This is a genomic window from Streptomyces sp. 3MP-14, from assembly GCF_006334905.2.
GTDB classification, from domain to species: Bacteria; Actinomycetota; Actinomycetes; order Streptomycetales; family Streptomycetaceae; genus Streptomyces; species Streptomyces triticirhizae.
On record NZ_VDLZ02000021.1, the window covers coordinates 106,413 to 122,705 of the forward strand.

The 16,293-nt window shown below is 71.6% G+C and carries 17 protein-coding genes; 11 read left to right on the plus strand and 6 right to left on the minus strand.

Going from position 1 to position 16,293, the window contains the following annotated elements; genetic code table 11:
• The first annotated feature begins 14 nt into the window (after positions 1 to 14).
• On the plus strand, positions 15 to 1,238 hold the full coding sequence (locus tag FH609_RS28310) for a sensor histidine kinase (protein ID WP_139673930.1): 1,224 nt from the start codon (positions 15 to 17) through the stop codon (positions 1,236 to 1,238).
• On the plus strand, positions 1,235 to 1,900 hold the full coding sequence (locus tag FH609_RS28315; RefSeq protein WP_139673927.1) for a response regulator: 666 nt from the start codon (positions 1,235 to 1,237) through the stop codon (positions 1,898 to 1,900). Before FH609_RS28310 ends, FH609_RS28315 begins: the two co-directional genes overlap by 4 nt.
• Here the strand turns inward: FH609_RS28315 and FH609_RS28320 are convergent.
• Both FH609_RS28320 and FH609_RS28325 read right to left on the minus strand, forming a co-directional pair.
• Positions 1,861 to 2,367, minus strand: coding sequence for a DUF4442 domain-containing protein (locus tag FH609_RS28320; protein WP_226962016.1), 507 nt, complete (start codon positions 2,365 to 2,367; stop codon positions 1,861 to 1,863). The genes FH609_RS28315 and FH609_RS28320 overlap by 40 nt on opposite strands.
• 93 nt (positions 2,368 to 2,460) lie before the next feature.
• Positions 2,461 to 3,705 (minus strand): MFS transporter, encoded by a 1,245-nt coding sequence (locus tag FH609_RS28325; protein WP_139673924.1) that lies wholly within the window; start codon positions 3,703 to 3,705, stop codon positions 2,461 to 2,463.
• Positions 3,706 to 3,749: 44 nt separating this feature from the next.
• Between FH609_RS28325 and FH609_RS28330 the strand changes: the two genes are divergently transcribed.
• Positions 3,750 to 4,958: an ROK family protein gene (locus FH609_RS28330; RefSeq protein ID WP_139673921.1), complete on the plus strand. Its 1,209-nt coding sequence runs from the start codon at positions 3,750 to 3,752 to the stop codon at positions 4,956 to 4,958.
• Between the two features lie 57 nt (positions 4,959 to 5,015).
• Here FH609_RS28330 and FH609_RS28335 read toward each other — a convergent pair whose 3' ends face one another.
• Both FH609_RS28335 and FH609_RS28340 read right to left on the minus strand, forming a co-directional pair.
• Positions 5,016 to 5,927, minus strand: coding sequence for a hypothetical protein (locus tag FH609_RS28335; protein ID WP_139673916.1), 912 nt, complete (start codon positions 5,925 to 5,927; stop codon positions 5,016 to 5,018).
• A gap of 448 nt (positions 5,928 to 6,375) precedes the next feature.
• The gene (locus FH609_RS28340; protein WP_122185639.1) at positions 6,376 to 6,570 is read right to left on the minus strand and encodes a hypothetical protein; all 195 of its coding nucleotides are present in this window, start codon (positions 6,568 to 6,570) and stop codon (positions 6,376 to 6,378) included.
• Positions 6,571 to 6,799: 229 nt separating this feature from the next.
• On the opposite strand from FH609_RS28340, the gene FH609_RS28345 reads away from it, so the two are divergent.
• The 4 genes from FH609_RS28345 to FH609_RS28360 all read left to right on the plus strand — a co-directional run bounded on the left by FH609_RS28345 (position 6,800) and on the right by FH609_RS28360 (position 10,771).
• On the plus strand, positions 6,800 to 8,041 hold the full coding sequence (locus FH609_RS28345) for a MurT ligase domain-containing protein (protein ID WP_139673913.1): 1,242 nt from the start codon (positions 6,800 to 6,802) through the stop codon (positions 8,039 to 8,041).
• A gap of 75 nt (positions 8,042 to 8,116) precedes the next feature.
• Positions 8,117 to 8,845, plus strand: a complete 729-nt coding sequence (locus FH609_RS28350) for a type 1 glutamine amidotransferase (protein ID WP_139673910.1) — start codon at positions 8,117 to 8,119, stop codon at positions 8,843 to 8,845.
• A gap of 116 nt (positions 8,846 to 8,961) precedes the next feature.
• On the plus strand, positions 8,962 to 9,903 hold the full coding sequence (locus FH609_RS28355) for a cytochrome c oxidase assembly protein (RefSeq protein ID WP_139673907.1): 942 nt from the start codon (positions 8,962 to 8,964) through the stop codon (positions 9,901 to 9,903).
• A gap of 118 nt (positions 9,904 to 10,021) precedes the next feature.
• Positions 10,022 to 10,771 (plus strand): thioesterase II family protein, encoded by a 750-nt coding sequence (locus tag FH609_RS28360; RefSeq protein ID WP_139673904.1) that lies wholly within the window; start codon positions 10,022 to 10,024, stop codon positions 10,769 to 10,771.
• Here the strand turns inward: FH609_RS28360 and FH609_RS28365 are convergent.
• Positions 10,761 to 11,567 carry a class I SAM-dependent methyltransferase gene (locus FH609_RS28365; protein WP_139673901.1) on the minus strand — a complete coding sequence of 269 codons (807 nt, stop codon included), beginning with the start codon at positions 11,565 to 11,567 and terminating at the stop codon, positions 10,761 to 10,763. The genes FH609_RS28360 and FH609_RS28365 overlap by 11 nt on opposite strands.
• A 114-nt stretch (positions 11,568 to 11,681) precedes the next feature.
• On the opposite strand from FH609_RS28365, the gene FH609_RS28370 reads away from it, so the two are divergent.
• Positions 11,682 to 12,767, plus strand: a complete 1,086-nt coding sequence (locus FH609_RS28370) for a TRM11 family SAM-dependent methyltransferase (RefSeq protein ID WP_139673898.1) — start codon at positions 11,682 to 11,684, stop codon at positions 12,765 to 12,767.
• On the opposite strand, the gene FH609_RS28375 is transcribed toward FH609_RS28370, so the two are convergent.
• A complete protein-coding gene (locus FH609_RS28375; RefSeq protein WP_139673895.1) occupies positions 12,750 to 13,862 on the minus strand; it encodes a glycoside hydrolase family 99 protein in 1,113 nt (370 codons plus the stop codon). The genes FH609_RS28370 and FH609_RS28375 overlap by 18 nt on opposite strands.
• Before the next feature lie 477 nt (positions 13,863 to 14,339).
• Between FH609_RS28375 and FH609_RS28380 the strand changes: the two genes are divergently transcribed.
• From FH609_RS28380 to FH609_RS28390, 3 genes are all read left to right on the plus strand, one after another.
• Complete coding sequence (locus FH609_RS28380) at positions 14,340 to 14,741, plus strand: hypothetical protein (protein ID WP_139673892.1); 402 nt, start codon at positions 14,340 to 14,342, stop codon at positions 14,739 to 14,741.
• 327 nt (positions 14,742 to 15,068) lie between these two features.
• Entirely contained in the window at positions 15,069 to 15,374 is a 306-nt protein-coding gene (locus tag FH609_RS28385; RefSeq protein WP_139673890.1) for a hypothetical protein, read from the plus strand.
• Positions 15,367 to 15,660 carry a hypothetical protein gene (locus FH609_RS28390; RefSeq protein ID WP_139673887.1) on the plus strand — a complete coding sequence of 98 codons (294 nt, stop codon included), beginning with the start codon at positions 15,367 to 15,369 and terminating at the stop codon, positions 15,658 to 15,660. The genes FH609_RS28385 and FH609_RS28390 overlap by 8 nt, the downstream gene beginning before the upstream one ends.
• The last annotated feature ends 633 nt before the right edge of the window (positions 15,661 to 16,293 follow it).

Sequence of the window (16,293 nt, forward strand, 5' to 3'; positions counted from 1 at the left end):
CTACGGTGACCGGCATGACCTCGCCCGGGACCGCGCCGTCCGCCCCGACCGCGTGGTGGCGGCTGCCGTGGGCCACCACGGCGGCCGTCCTCGCGGTGCAGCTGGTCGGCGGCCACTTCGCCGCCCAGGACCAGGCCGAACGCGTTGCGCTCGACCCAGCCGGCTACGCGCTGCTGGCCGCCGGGCCGCTGCTGCTCCTGGCCCGCCACCACCACCCGGCGGCGGTCGCCTGGGGCACGGCGCTCGTCACCCTCGTCTACCTGAGCGCCGGCTACCCCTTCGGGCCGGTCTTCCTCAGCGTCCTCATCGGCACCTTCGACGCCGCCCGCACCGGGCACCGCCGGGCCGCCTGGGGCGCGCTCGGCGTGCTGTGGCTGGGCCGGCTGGCCGCCGGCCACTGGCTCTACCGCTGGCTGCCGCCCGACGGCGACCCGCCAACCGACTGGGCCGCCGACACCGCCACCGCCGCCTGGATCGTCGCCCTGCTGGCCCTCGCCGAACTCGCCAGGGCCCGCAGGGAACGCCAACTGCGCGAGGAACGGGAGCGCGCCGAGGCCACCCGCCGCCGCGCCGACGAGGAACGCCTGCGCATCGCCCGCGAGTTGCACGACATCCTGGCCCACAGCATCTCGGTGATCCATGTGCAGGCCGGCGTCGGCCTCGCCCTGCTCGACAGCGACCCCGAACAGGCCCGCACCTCGCTGACCACCATCAAGGCCGCCAGCAAGGAGGCCCTCGGCGAGGTCCGTCAGGTCCTGGAGGCGCTGCGCACCCCCGGGGCCGCGCCGCGCGCCCCCTCGCCCGGGGTCGCCCGGCTGCCCGAACTCCTCGCCCAGGCCCGCGACGCCGGCCTGGACGTCACCCTCACCACCGAGGGCGAGCCCGCCGACCTGCCGCCCGGCACCGACCTGGCCGCCTTCCGCATCGTGCAGGAGGCCCTCACCAACACCGTGCGGCACTCCGCCTCCCGCACCGCCACGGTGCGGCTGCGCTACGCTCCCGACGGGCTGCGCCTGACCGTGGACGACGCCGGCCCCGCCACCGGCGACCCGAGCGCCGACGGCGGCAACGGCCTGGTCGGGATGCGGGAGCGGGCCGCCGCCCTCGGCGGCGAGGTCACCGCCACCACCCGGGCCGACGGCGGCTTCACCGTCACCGCCCACCTGCCGCACACCCACCCCGGCCGAGCCACCCCCGACACCCTCGACCACCCCGACACCTCACGGGAGACTGGATGATCCGCGTCCTGCTCGCCGACGACCAGGCCCTGGTCCGGGCCGGCTTCCGGGCCCTGCTGGACGCCCAGCCCGACATCGAGGTCGTCGCCGAGGCGGCCGACGGTCAGCAGGCCCTGGCCCAGGTCGCCGAACTGCGCCCCGACCTCGTCATGATGGACATCCGGATGCCCGTCCTCGACGGCCTGGCCGCCACCCGCCGCATCACCGAGAACCCCGAACTCGCCTCCGTACGCGTCGTGATGCTCACCACCTTCGAGTTGGACGACTACGTCTTCGAGGCCATCCGCGCCGGCGCCTCCGGCTTCCTCGTCAAGGACACCGAACCCGAGGAACTGCTGCGCGCCACCCGCGCCGTCGTCGCCGGCGACGCCCTGCTCTCCCCTGGCGTGACCCGCCGCCTGATCGCCGAGTTCGCCGCCCGCTCCAAGACCCCCGAGCAGGCCCTGCCGCTGACCGGCCTCACCGACCGGGAACGCGAGGTCCTCGCCCTCGTCGGCCTCGGCCTGTCCAACAACGAGATCGCCCGCCGGCTGGTCCTCTCGCCGCTCACCGCCAAGACCCACGTCAGCCGCACCATGGTCAAGCTCGGCGCCCGCGACCGGGCCCAACTCGTCGTCGCCGCCTACGAGTCCGGGCTGGTCCGCCCCGGCTGGCTCGGCTGAACGGCCACCGGCCGCTTGCGCCGCACATACAGCTGCTTCCGCACCAGGGCCACCGTCGAACCGTCCTCGGCGCGCACCACACAGTCGAACCAGGGGAGCGCCTTGGCACCGTCGGCGGTGGCCCGGCGTATCTCCGCCACCCGCTCCTCGTCCAGCGCGAACTCCACGAACACGTCGCCCCGCCCCGGCGCGACATACTCGATCTCCGCCGCCTTGTCCCACACCACATAGCCGGGCCCCAGCCGGTGCAGCACCAACATCGCCCAGAACGGATCGCACATCGAGTACAGCGAGCCGCCGAACTGGGTCCCGAAGTAGTTGCGGTTGAGCCGGCCCAGCCGCATCCGCACCCGCGCCGCGCTCCAGTCGTCGGCGATGTGCAGCACCCTGATCCCCGCCGCGCGGAACGGCGGCCACCAGCACATCAGGCGGCAGAGCCACCGGGGACTCACGGAACGAAGGGCCATAACCGCGAAACTATCAGACTCAGTTACCCGCCGGTAATGACATCTGTCACCCCTTCTGTCACCACTCCCACCCGCGCCCCGACACCCGCCCCGTCACGCCGTCCCCCGACGCAGCGCCTCCCGCGTCCCCCAACTCGTCACCGCGGCCACCCCCGACAGCACCGCCACCGTCACCAGCGCCGCCGACAGGCTGAACCAGTCCGCCAGGAACCCGATCGCCACCGGCCCCGCCAACATCCCCCCGTACCCGATCGTCGACGCCATCGCCACCCCGCGCGGCCCTGCCAACTGCCCCGCCGTCCCTATGGTGATGGGGAAGACGTTCGCCAGCCCCAGCCCCGTCAGCGCGAACCCCACCAGCGCCAGCCACAGCGTCGGCGCCAACGCGCCCAACAACATCCCCGCCGCCCCCAACGCGCCCCCCGCCACCAGCGCCCGCGTCGCCCCCAGCCGCGCCAGCACCGCCGACCCCGTCAACCGCCCCACCGTCATCGCCATCGCGAACACCGAGTACCCGGCCGCCGCCACCCCCGCGCTCGCCCCCAACGTCTCCTTCAGATGCAGCGCGCTCCAGTCCGCCATCGCGCCCTCCCCATACGTCGTGCACAGCGCGATCAGCCCCAACACCCCCACCAGCCACCCCACCGAGCCCCGCGGAACGCCACCCGAGGCCGCCCCGGACCCACGCCCCTCCGCCGCCGAGCCCGCACCGGGTCCGGCCGCCGGGTCGCCACCCACCGACTCCCGCCACAGCGTCCGCCCCGCCCACACCACCACGACCATGCCCAACGCCGCCAACAGCGCCAGATGCCGCGCCACCCCCAACCGGTCGGCGACCAGCCCACCCAGCCCGGCCCCCAGCATCCCGCCCAGGCTGAACGCCGCGTGAAAGCTCGGCATGATCGGTCGCCGCACCGCCGCCACCAGATCGACCGCGGCACTGTTCGCCGCCACGTTCACCGCGCCGAACCCCGCCCCGAACAAGAGCAGCACCGCCCCCAACGCCACCGCCGACCCCGCGTGCGCCGGCAGCGCCACGCTCGCCACCAGCAACGCCCCCGCCCACACCGTCACCCGATGGTTCCCGTACCGCTGACACAGCCGCCCCGTCAACGTCATCGTCACCACCGCGCCCACCGACACCCCCAGCAGCGCCAGCCCCAACGCGCTCGGCGACGCCCCGGTCCGCTCCTTGACGTCCGGAATCCGCACCACCCACCCCGCGAACACAAAGCCGTCCACCGCGAAGAACGCCGTCAACGCCACGCGCACCCTCAGCAGTTGACGCGCCGCCGCCCCCTGGTCAGCACCCCTCCCGCCCGCTCCGGGCGAGATCATCGCCCGCAGTTTGTTTATTGAAGTCACAAAGCCAGAATAGGGGCGTGACCCACACCCGTACCAGACTGGAACGTGGCCGAAACGCGCTGGGCCCCGCGCTGGAACTCGTCCACACCGGCCGCGCCCCGACCCGAGCCGTCCTCACCACCGCCCTCGGCGTCACCCGCGCCACCGCCGGCGCCGTCGCCAGCGAACTCCAGACCCTCGGCCTCATCACCGTCGACTCCCGACCCGGCGGCGCCACCGGCAGCCACGGTCGCCCCTCCCACCGACTGGCCATCGACCCCGGCGGCCCCGTCGCCCTCGCCGCCCAGGTCCACGCCGACGGCTTCCGCGCCGCCCTCGTCGGACTCGGCGGCCACCTCCACGCCACCACCCCCGCCTGCACCACCGTCGCCGCCGACCCCAAGCAGATCCTCGGCGAGGTCGTCGCCGCCGGCGCCGACCTGCTGCGCGAGACCGGCCGCCACTGCGTCGGCGCCGGCCTCGCCGTCCCCTCCGCCGTCGCCGAACCCGAGGGCACCGCCCTCAACCCCCTCCACCTCGCCTGGCCCGCCGGCGCCCCCGTGCGGGACATCTTCAACGAGTGCCTCGCCGAGGCCGGCATCACCGCCCCCGGCTACTGCGGCAACGACGTCAACCTCGCCGCCCTCGCCGAACACCGGCACGGCGCCGGCCGAGGCGCCGCCCACCTGCTGTGCGTCGCCACCGGCCACCGGGGCGTCGGCGGCGCCCTCGTCCTCGACGGCCGCCTCCACTCCGGCAGCGCCGGCCTCGCCATGGAGGTCGGCCACCTCACCGTCGACCCCACCGGCCGCCCCTGCCACTGCGGCAGCCGAGGCTGCCTCGACGTCGAGACCGACCCGCTCGCCCTCCTCGAAGCCGCAGGACGCACCCCGGGACCCGAAGGCTCCCTCCTCGACCAGGCCCGCGACCTGCTGCGCGCCGAGTACGCCACCGACCCCGCCGTCCGCGCCGCCGCCCACGCCGTCATCGACCGCCTCGGCCTCGGCCTCGCCGGCCTGGTCAACATCCTCAACCCCGACCGCATCATCCTCGGCGGCCTCCACCGCTGGCTGCTGGAGGCCGACCCCGACCGCCTCCGCGGCCTCGTCGAGACCCGCAGCCTGTGGGGGAGAAGCGGCACCGTCCCCGTCTCCGCCTGCACCCTCGACTACAACAGCCTCGTCGGCGCCGCCGAACTCGCCTGGCAACCCGTCCTCGACGACCCCCTCGCCGCCCTCCCCACCTGACGCGGCGCCGGACCCTCACGACTAGACCCCCACTAGACCCCCACTAGACCCCCACGACTAGAACGCCCCGCTCGCGTCCGCCTCCACCCCCGTTCCCCCCGACCCCACCGGCGCCGGCAACAACCCCCACACCGCGCGCCGATGGGCCACCTCCGCCGCCTCGTCCCACGGATCGGGCGTCACCGGCACCCGCAGCCGACACACCGGCCCCGCCGCCAACCGCGCGAACCCCGCCCCCGCCCCCGGCACCGCACCCAACGGCGGCGCCCACCCCAACACCGCCGACACCTGCTCCACCGTCAACGCCCCCAACGCCACCCGCGCCCCCAGACACCCCAACACCCCGTCGCCCAACGACCCCCACACCCCCACCTGCTCCGCCAACGCCACCGTCACCCCCGCCTCCCGCCCGTACCGCAGCGGAACGTCCAACCACCCCAGCGGGTCGCCCGCCCCCGCCGCCCACGCCCGATGCCCCAACACCACCGGCCGGTCCACCACCACCCACAACGGCCGCTCCGCGCGCCGCCCCTCGCCGTCCAGCAACAGCCGCCGCTCCGTCTCCCGCGCCAGCCATGCCAGGCCGACCACCGCACCCTCCGGCGTCGACTCCACCCCCCGCACCCCCACCCGCCCCGCGAAACACCCGAACCCGCCCGAGCCCCCACCGTCCACCAGCACCACATCCGCCCACCCCAACGCCTGCAACGCCACCGACCGCAGCAGCCCCGTCCCCCCGGCTCCCGGCGACCCCACCGCCAACAGGTGCGGCTCACACGACCGCGCCCCCGTCCGCCACACCAGCGGCGCCACCTCCACCGCCCCCGACACGCCCACCGCCGGCACCGACCGGTCCGCCGTCGAGGCGTCCGTGCATCCCAACACCACCTCACCCGGCCCCACCACGAAACGCTGCGCCACCACCCCCACCGGCCACGGCTCCGCCGCCGCCTCCTCCTGTGCCGCCACCACCTCGGCCGCCCGCCCCGCGAGCCACCCCCGACCACCCCTTCGCACCCCACCGCGACGCCCCTCCGCCGAACAGCCGGCACACCCCGGGCACCCGCCACCCAGGCCAGGCCCGCGACCGCCCCCACACCACCGCCCCGCCGACCAACGCGGCGGCCCGTCCCCCCACCCCAGCGCCAGCGCGACCCCCAACAACACCACCGTCGCCGCCACGCCCACCGCCGGAAGCCACACCGCTACCGCACACAACGCCACCCCCGATGCCGCGACCGCCCCCACCGCCGGAAGCCGCCGCCGCCCCCGCGCCGCCCACCACCACGCCGCCACCGCCAGCCGCGTCACCCCCCGCACCAGCGCCCACGGCACCCACCCCACCCACCCGGCCACGCCCCACGCCACCCGCGCCCGCACCCCACCGCCGACCCCGACGACCCGCACCGCGCGCCGACTACAGCGCGATCCCGCCGAGCAGGTGCGCCAACCGCGCCCCACCCTCGTGAATGCTCGGCGCCACCGACGTCCCCGCCAGATAGAAACCGAACAGGGCACACACCAGCGCGTGCGTCGGCTTGAGCCCGTCCTTGCGAAAGAACAGGACCACCACGGCACCCAGCAGGACGACTCCCGAGACGGACAGGACCATGAGCACTCCCCAGCGGCCGGCGGCGTTCTGGAAGCACTCTAAGCAGACCAAAAGGCAAATATCAGTTGAAAAGGTCATATGGGCGAAAATCGGTGTCGAGGCGGAGAACTCACACCCCGTCAGCACCACCGCGACACCACGCCGCCACCCCACACCGCGCCGCGGTGCGGGACCCGACCCAGACCTCGATAGGCTGACCCCTGTTCGAGGGCGAGGAGGAAGAAAACCGATGGCAGACAGCACTCAGCCGTTGTCCGCGCGCGCCAAGTTCGCCGTGACGGCGGGCAAGGCGGCGGCAGCCGTATCCCGAGCCGCCGGCCGAGGCAGCGGATCGGTCATCGGAGGCAAGGTCGCCCTCAGGCTCGACCCCGAACTCCTCTCCCGCCTCGCCGGCCACCTCGACGTGGTCCTCGTCTCCGCCACCAACGGCAAGACCACCACCACCCGGCTCATCGCCGAGGCCCTCCGCGCCGGCGGCCCCGTCGTCTCCAACGCCCTCGGCGCCAACATGCCCGCCGGCATCACCTCCGCCCTCTCCGGCGGCGCGGAAGCCCGCTACGGCGTCATCGAGGTCGACGAGAAGTACCTCACCACCGTCGCCAACGACGTCCACCCCAAGATCGTCGCGCTCCTCAACCTCTCCCGCGACCAGCTCGACCGCGCCGCCGAGACCCGGATGCTCGCCGAACACTGGCGCGAAGGACTCCAGGACTCCAAGGCCATCGTCGTCGCCAACGCCGACGACCCCCTCGTCGTCTGGGCCGCCTCCTCCTCCGCCAACGTCGTCTGGGTCGCCGCCGGCCAGGAGTGGAAGGACGACGCCTGGTCCTGCCCGGCCTGCGGCGGCGTCATGCACCGCCCCGACGACACCAACTGGGCCTGCGGCGAATGCGGCTTCGGCCGCCCCGCCCCCACCTGGGTCCTGTCCAACGGCCAGGTCATCGACCCGCACGGCTCCGCCTGGCCCATCCGCCTCCAACTCCCGGGACGCGCCAACCAGGCCAACGCCACCACCGCCGCCGCCGTCGCCGCCACCTTCGGCATCCACCCCCAGGTCGCCCTCCAACGCATGGAGTCCGTCACCGCCGTCGCCGGCCGCTACGACGTCGTCAGCTACCAGGGCCGGGACATCCGCCTCCTCCTCGCCAAGAACCCCGCCGGCTGGCTGGAGACGTTCTCCCTCATCGACCCGCCACCCGCCCCCGTCCTGCTCTCCGTCAACGCCCGCAGCGCCGACGGCACCGACACCTCCTGGCTCTGGGACGTCGACTACACCCGCCTCGCCGGCCACCCCATCGCCGTCATCGGCGACCGCCGCCTCGACCTCGCCGTCCGCCTGGAGGTCGCCGGCGTCGACTTCCGCGTCTTCGACACCCTCGACCAGGCCATCCCCCAGCTCCCCCCAGGCCGCATCGAGGCCATCGCCAACTACACCGCCTTCCAGGACCTCCGTCGCGTCGTCGGCAACTGACCCCGAGATCCGCCAGAGCCCGGAAGACACCGAAGTCATCGAAGACACGGAAGACCGAGAGGAACGACAGCGACCATGAGCACCTCAGGCCTCCGCCTGGTCTGGGTCTACCCCGACCTCCTGAGCACCTACGGCGACCAGGGCAACGTGCTCGTCGTCGAACGCCGCGCCCACCAACGCGGCCTCCGCGTCGAACGCCTCGACGTCCGCTCCGACCAGCCCCTCCCCACCTCCGGCGACATCTACCTCATCGGCGGCGGCGAGGACCGTCCCCAACGCCTCGCCGCCGAACGCCTCCTCCGCGACGGCGGCCTCACCCGCGCCGTCCAGAACGGCGCCATCGTCTTCTCCGTCTGCGCCGGCTACCAGATCATCGGCCACGAGTTCATCAACGACCTCGGCCACCGCCAACAGGGCCTCGGCCTCCTCGACGTCGTCAGCGAACGCGGCCCGGGACAGCGCTGCGTCGGCGACGTCCTCGCCGACATCGACCCCCAGCTCGGCCTCCCCCAACTCACCGGCTTCGAGAACCACCAGGGCATCACCCGCATCGGCCCCCACGCCCGCCCCTTCGCCCAGGTCCGCCTCGGCAACGGAAACGGCACCGGCGACGGCACCGAAGGCGCCTGGATGGGCACCGTCTTCGGCACCTACATGCACGGCCCCGTCCTCGCCCGCAACCCCCACATCGCCGACCTGCTCCTCAAACTCACCCTCGACGTCAACGCCCTGCCCCCCGTCGACGACCGCTGGTACGAGGCCCTCCGCGCCGAACGCATCGCCGCCGCCACCGCCCCCGCCTGAGCCACCCCGGCCGGGGCCCCTCGAAGGACCCCGGCCACCACACCCACCAGCCTGTTCCCTAGGCTGGCAGGCGCAACCGCGCACCAGCACAGCGCGCACAGCACAGGGAGTACACGATGGGCGACCACGGCGGCCACAGCGAACTGCCGCCCCTCACCTGGGGACGCGCACTCGAACTCGGCGGCGACCCCGTCTTCCTCGTCGGCTGCCTCCTCGCCCTGGCGCTCTACGGCTACGGCGTCCTCCGCCTCCGACGCCGAGGCGACACCTGGAGCACCGGCCGCACCCTCGCGTTCGCCCTCGGCGTCCTGACCATCGCCGCCGTCACCGCCACCCGCCTCAACGACTACGGCATGGTCCTCTTCAGCGCCCACATGGTGCAGCACATGGTGATCAGCATGGTCTCCCCGATCCTGCTGCTCCTCGGCGCCCCCGTCACCCTCCTCCTCCGCGCCCTGCCCACCGCCGGCCGAGGCCGCACCGGACCCCGCGAGCTGCTCGTCACCCTCCTCCACAGCCGCTACGTCCGCGCCGTCACCAGCCCCCTGTTCACCATCCCCCTCTTCATCGCCAGCCTCTACGGCCTGTACTTCACCCCGCTGTTCGACACCCTCATGGGCAGCCGCATCGGCCACCTCGCGATGATGATCCACTTCCTCGCCGTCGGCCTCGCCTTCTTCTGGCCCATCATGGGCGTCGACCCCGGCCCCCGCCGCGCCGGCCACCTCATGCGGATGCTGGAACTCTTCGCCACCATGCCGTTCCACGCCTTCTTCGGCATCGCCCTCATGATGGCCAGCGAACCCCTCGTCGACTCCTACGCCGACATCCCCACCACCCTCGGCACCGACGCCCTCTCCGACCAGTCCGCCGCCGGCGGCATCGCCTGGGCCTTCAGCGAGATCCCCACCGTCATCGTGCTCCTCGCCCTCGTCGTCCAGTGGTACGTCGCCGAACAACGCACCTCCCGCCGCCTCGACCGCGCCGCCGACCGCGACGGCGACGCCGAACTCGCCGCCTACAACACCTACCTCGCCCAACTCGGCAACCGAGGCTGACCCCACCCCCAAGGGCCGACCTGACAGCCCAACTCCTCACCGTCTAACCTACGTTGAGCCGACCGGCGCACCCGGCCACCCGCGCGCCCGTCACACCACGCCGACACAGGGGGACACGGTGAGCAGCACCGGCACCGCATGGACACAACGCTTCCACCCGCGACCGGACGCACCCGTCCGCCTCGTCTGCCTCCCGCACGCCGGCGGCGCCGCCAGTTACTTCCATCCCGTCTCCGCCGCCCTGGCACCCGACATCGACGTCCTCGCCATCCAGTACCCCGGCCGACAGAACCGCCGCACCGAACCACCCCTCACCACCGTCGAGGACCTCGCCGACGGCGTCACCGCCGCCATCCAACCCTTCACCGACCGGCCCCTGGCCCTCTTCGGCCACAGCCTGGGCGCCCTCATCGCCTACGAGACCGCCCGCCGCCTCACCCAGGCCGGCACCCCACCCCTCACCCTCATCGCCTCCGGCCGCCGCGCCCCCAGCCGCCACCGCGACGAGAACGTCCACCAGCGCCCCGACGCCGGCATCCTCGCCGAGATCCGCTCCCTCGGCGGCACCGACGCCCGCCTCCTCGACGACCCCGAGATCCAGGCCATGGTCCTGCCCGCCGTCCGCGCCGACTACCAGGCCGTCGAGACCTACCGCCACCCCGAGGGCCCCACCCTCACCAGCCCCGTCCTCGCCCTCGTCGGCGACAACGACCACCTCGCCACCCTCGACGAGGTCCGCGACTGGAAACGCCACACCACCGGCGCCTTCGACCTCACCACCTACCCCGGCGGCCACTTCTACCTCAACGACCACGCCCCCGCCGTCATCGCCGCCATCCGCGACCACCTCGCCACCCTCACTCCCTGACCGCCCGCAGTGCGTACATCAACGGCACCCCCGGCCGCCCCGCCGGAAACCCGTACGACCCCGACTCGTCCCGCTCCAACGACGAGAACCGCCCGAACACCGTGCGCGGACGCTCCCGCAGAAACTCGATCCGCAACCCCGCGGCCGCCACCGCCGACACCACCTCACCCAACGGATGCCGCCACTGCACCGACACCGTGTGCCGCAACTCCGGCCCATCCGTGTACGTGAACGGAAAGTCCTCCCGCCCGGGATCGGTGTCGAAGTAGTCGGACACCACCCGCTCCCCGGCGTCATCCAACATGTCCGTCACCGGATGGAACTCCGCCAGATAGAGAAAACCCCCCGGCCGCAACGAATCCGCCACCACCTCCGCCCACCGCGACAGATCCGGCAGCCACACCAACGCCCCGCCACCCGTGTACACCACGTCGAACCGCTCCCCGCCCAGCGCCGCCCGCGCCTCGTACACGTCGGACGCCACGAACCGCGCCCGCTCCGCCAACCCCAACTCCCCGGCCAGGCCCCGCGCGACCTCCACCGCCGCCTCCGAGAAGTCCACCCCCGTCACCACCGCGCCCCGCCGCGCCCACGCCAACGTGTCCTGCCCCATATGACACTGGAGGTGCAACAGCCGAAGCCCCGTCACATCCCCCACATCCGCCACCTCGTCCGGCCGCAGCGGATCAGCCCCCGCCCGAAACCCCGCCATGTCGTAGAACTCGCTCCCGACGTGCACCCGCACCCGGTCGTCCCAGTTCGCCCGGTTCAGTCGCAACCACTCCTGGTCATCCATGCCCCAGACCGTATCGCCCTCCGAACGGGAACCGCACCCCAATAAGAACGCCGAATTCACCGTGATAGAATCGGCCCTTTCCCTGCGCCTGTTTCTCACTCGATTCGGAAAACCGTGGCACCTGATATCAAACTCGATGTTCCCGTAGTCGACACCGTTCACCTGGAAGGAATTCCCGGGGTTATCGAACGCCTCCTCCAGGAATGCCACGACATCGGAAAACCCCTCCTCGACCCCATCACCCTCACCTATCCCGACTCCGTCGTCACCCACCTCGACGGCCCCCTGCGCCCCCTGGCCGAACTCCGCCTCTACTCGGCCTTCTCCATCGTCCTCGGCCCATGGGAACACGACGATCCCGACCACACGGCGGCCATCGACGCACTCCGCCACTCACGACACCACGGCGTCCTCGGCCTCCTGTCCGGCGAGGAAGAACTCCTCCGATTCCGCGTCGACGCGATCCCCGAAAGGCCCGCACTGTGCGACGCCATCGAATCCCACCTCGGATGGCGAAACGATCCCCGAAACTGGCACATCAACCTCGTCCGACGCGGAAAACTCCTCCTCGCCCAGGTCGGCGCCCTCTACTTCTCCCGCCGGTTCCCCGAAATGCGCCGCATTCCCGCCTCGACCAACCCCGTCGTCGGCGCCCTCATGATCCGGCTGCTCAAACCACGCCGGGGAAACACCGTCTGGGACCCGTTCTGCGGCGCCGGCACCCTCCTCGTCGAGGCCGCACACACCGGCCTCGACCTCACCCTGATCGGCTCCGACACATCCCCCGAAGCCCTCGCCGCCGCCCACGCCAACCACCCCCTGTTCCCCACCGGCACCCTCCTGCGCGCCAACGCCGCGGCCCTCCCCGCCCGCCCCGGAACCGTCGACCGCGTCATGGCCAACCTCCCCTTCGGGAAACGCGTCGGCTCCCACGCCGCGAACAGGACCCTCTACCCCCGGTTCCTCGCCGAACTGGCCCGCGTCCTCACCCCGGACGGCCGCGCCGTGCTGCTGACGGAGGACAAGAGACTGCTGCGCGCATCGGTCGAGCGAACCCGCGACGTACGCGTCATCAAGGAGGTCACCGTCTCCACCGGCGGCCTCCACCCGAGCGCCTACACCGTCGAGCGCACCCGCACCGCCCGCCGCAAACAGCGCACACCCCGGCCACCCGCCACGCCCTCACCGAACAACCGGTGAACCACCGACGCCCCGCGACGAGTTCCGGAACACGTCCACCCAGTGCCGGGTACGCTCCAGATAGGCCGTGGCCGACTCCGCGCCCGTCATCCCATAAGCCCCGTCATACGTCAGGTAGTTGTGGCCGGGCGGGGGAGTGGCGGACGCGGGCTCGATGGTCGACCCCTCGTGCCACTCGTTGAACGACGTGATGGAGACCCAGTCCGGCGACCCCCCGTTCTCGGGCGAGAGAACCGCCGACCAGATCGCGTCATAGGTCTCCCCGTCGGCGCGATCGATCGTCTCCGTGGTGTTGCCCGGAACCGCACGGTCGTCGATATAACCCGGACCCACGGACGGCGCCCAGATCAGGCCGTTGGCCCGGCACCACTCGGCGACGCCGGCCCACCCCTCGAACTCCGTCAACACCGCGTAGGTGTACACGCCTTGGAAGTCCCCGACCCGCGACACGTCCGTGGTCTGCGCCAGGACGATGTTCTCCCCTCCCACGGCGGCCAGCTCCGACCAGTCCTGGGTGAGCAGGCTGTTGAACACATAGAACGCCGGCCGGTTCCCATGGGCGGCATCCCGGTAGAACGCCGGATGCCCCCCGTACCGCTCGTTGATGTAGGCGATGTCGTCCACCGTCGAGAGCGCCGTCCGCTCCTCGTACGGCTCCAGGTGCCAGGCCACCGCCACCCCGTGCTCGGCCGCCACGTCCAGCAGCAGCGGCACCCGCTGGTCCTCGTAACTGCCCTGCCCCCACCAGGTCGTGGCCACCACCCCGACGCCTGCCTGCCGCACCCACCGCATGTGCTGGGCGACGACCTCCTCGTCCCCGGCGTCATAGGCGCCGAGCAGCGGGTAGAAGTCCGCCCCCACCGACTCCGGCGGCTGATGCCCACCCTGCTGCCAGTGCCGCCAACTCCCGTGCACGGCAGGGCTCCCGTACCACGGGTAGTAGAACAGGTGCACATCAGGCGAGCCCTCGGCGGGCCGCTGCACGGCGCTGGCGGACCGGGCCGCCAACACACCGGCGCCCAGCCCCACCCCGGCCGCCAGGAAGCGTCGCCGGCCAAGTGAGGGATTCGGAAGGGAAGTTGAGGAGTCCGGCATCACGAGGTCACGTCCTTGCGCGGTGGAAGGGGCGGAGGATCTCGCCGAGCATGACAAGAGCACGACAGACCCTAGGACCCCTGCCCGATTCCGTCCATACTCCGCGCAAGAACTCGACACTTCAACGGAAAGAAACGACATCCGTCACAAGCGATCCCGTCCGGAGTCCGTGCCGTGGCAAGCCCCCGCCGCCCCTTGCCCCCTGGAACATGGGTCCGAAATCCCGGTGCCCTCAGGGGAATCGCTCCCAACGCCCCCGCCGCACGCACCCCCGCCAGCGAAGCCCCCCACAGCCCCCGCCCTCCGTCGTCGCTGGTGAAACGAACGCCACACCCGACCAGAGCGCACCACACCACCGTCCCCACACCCCGTTCCGGACCAACGGACGGCCGTCCGTCTGTCTGACGCGCCGATCGTTCGCCTTGCCTCCAGCCGAGCGATCCACGCCCCTTCCCCTTCCTGGGCCAAGATGGGGATATGGAGACCATTCCTGTGGAAGATCGCATCTGGACGCCCGAGGACCAGCAGCTGCCGGCTGATCTGGTGGAACAGGTCGTTCGGGTCCTGCGACGCGTGGGGCTGCCCGTGGCGCACGAGAACGGCGACGTGGGGGTTTTCCTGACCCGCGGTGATGGGCTGCCGATGAACGCCACCGAGCCCGCCGACCATGTGGGGCTCAGTTGGCACGTCCCACATGAGCTGTTCGACGCGATGGAAGAAGAGAGCACGGATGAACGGGGACCGGCCACCCGCCTGTTGAACGCGGTGGAGGACGGAATGGAGACCACGGTGGCCGGAGTCCTGACCGCCGCCGGACTGCGCGTATCTCCCCACCCAGTGACCGAAACCCTGTCCGTCTGGGCCGCCCCGGCCCGCTGAGCCAGACCCTTCGGCACCGAACAGGACAGAAGAGTTGCCATGAACCGTTCGGCCCGGGGGTTTCAGGGCCCAGAACGGCAGAACAGATCATTCGTCGACCGCGGGTGGGTGACAGACGCAGGGTGTCTGTCACCCACCCGCACGTTGCACCGGAACCGCTCCCGCGCCCGCGTCTGCCTCACCGCCCTCGCACCTGCCATGTGCTCGACCACCCGACCAAGGTGCGGACAACCAGCTCCTGCCGGCGACCGTCAGCGCCTGCCCCCGCCGGCCCGGCTCCGGCCGTAGCCTCGACACCACCACACCTCACGCGGGAGGATGGCTCTCATGAGTGGCCAGCCAGTTCACCACCGCTTCCCCGACGAACCCGGTGGGGAACGCGTGCCGCGCACGGCCGACGGCATCGCGGCCGCGCTGTCCCCGGCGCGACGAATGGAGTTCTACCGCGAACTCGGCACCGCCCCGCTCGACAACGTCGAGGCTGTGCTGCGTCGTTGGTGGTGCGAGGCGATGCTGGACACCGACCCGGACGGTGACCGGATCACCACCGCCGCGCTGGACGGCACCCTGCCCCTCACCAGCGTCTCGTCCGTCCTCACCCGCCGCCAGGCGCGGGACCTGCCCGTTGACTGATCCACACGCCGAGGGCGACGGCTGGTCTTGCTACCTCGCACCCGGTGTCGAAGAACTCCTGCTCGACCCCGCAGTCGCCCCAGCGCTGTTCGGCGCCATCCTGGCCGCGACCGTGGCGATCAACGAACACCAGGGCGACGTCCCCGGCCATACGGCCTCGGAGAAATGGCCCCAGCAACGCCGCCTCCCACTCGGGCCCGGCGGTGTGCTCGGCGTCGCGGAATATGTCGTCGTTGCCGAGGCAAATCCGCCTCACTGCGTTCTCACTCGCGTTCAGCTCTACTGACCCCGGACGCTATTCATAGGTAGAAGTTGAAGCAGCTATTGGCGGGTGAGTGTGTACTTGGCCTGATGGGTTCTTGCTTTTGCTGGATTTTTATTCTGCCTTGTAGTGTTGGTTGTTTGTTGCTGGATTTGAGTGTGCCACGAGTCCTGGTCGCGCTGCTTGAACTCGGTTGGTGGTGGGGAGTTGTTTTTCTGGAGGCCATAGGTTGGCTTTGTGTGGGGGAGGTTTCTGTTTGCAACTGAGGGAGATGGCAGGTGAGTTGGGGTTTCGCCTGAGGTCTACGGCTTTGGTTTGGCCGGTTTTTGTTTCTTTGTTTTGGAGTAGGATGGAGTATGGGATAGTTGGGGAGATCGTAACAGCCTTTTTGGCATTGAGAGTTGCCGATGTTATTAGTCGCAGGCGACTTTTCTTATGGCTCTTTTTGGCTGCGGAGCAGCCCTTGAGTGTGGCTGTATTTTATGGCCGCGTAGCGGCGTTTTCTCTGGCGCGGAGCGCCTTTTAGCCGGTCGCCATCCCCGGCGGGGACGGCACCCATCGCGAGGTGACCGTGGACCGGTTGACCTTCGGCGCGGACGGGCTGATGGAACGCGTGACGCCCACGGTGGGCGACGTCGATCCGCATCCGATTCCCTG